The 245-nt window shown below is 40.0% G+C and carries 1 pseudogene; it reads left to right on the plus strand.

Annotated features, from left to right (window positions below):
• A pseudogene (locus tag SB775_RS32790) lies at positions 1 to 245 on the plus strand (potassium-transporting ATPase subunit B); the annotation flags it as partial.

Raw genomic sequence — 245 nt, forward strand, 5'->3', positions numbered from 1 at the left:
CGATTGAGCAAGTAGGAAAATGGGCTGCGATTAGCTCAGTTTTAGATGAAACACCAGAAGGTCGATCTGTTATAGAATATGTACAAACGAAATCTATATCATATAATAGAGAAATTGCAGAACAAGGTGAATTTGTTCCATTTAAAGCAGAAACAAGAATGAGCGGTGTTGATTTACAGGATGGAACGAAAGTGAGAAAAGGTGCTGTTGGTGCCGTGATTGAATGGGTTCAATCGCAAGGCGGG

This window comes from Peribacillus sp. SIMBA_075, from assembly GCF_046534585.1.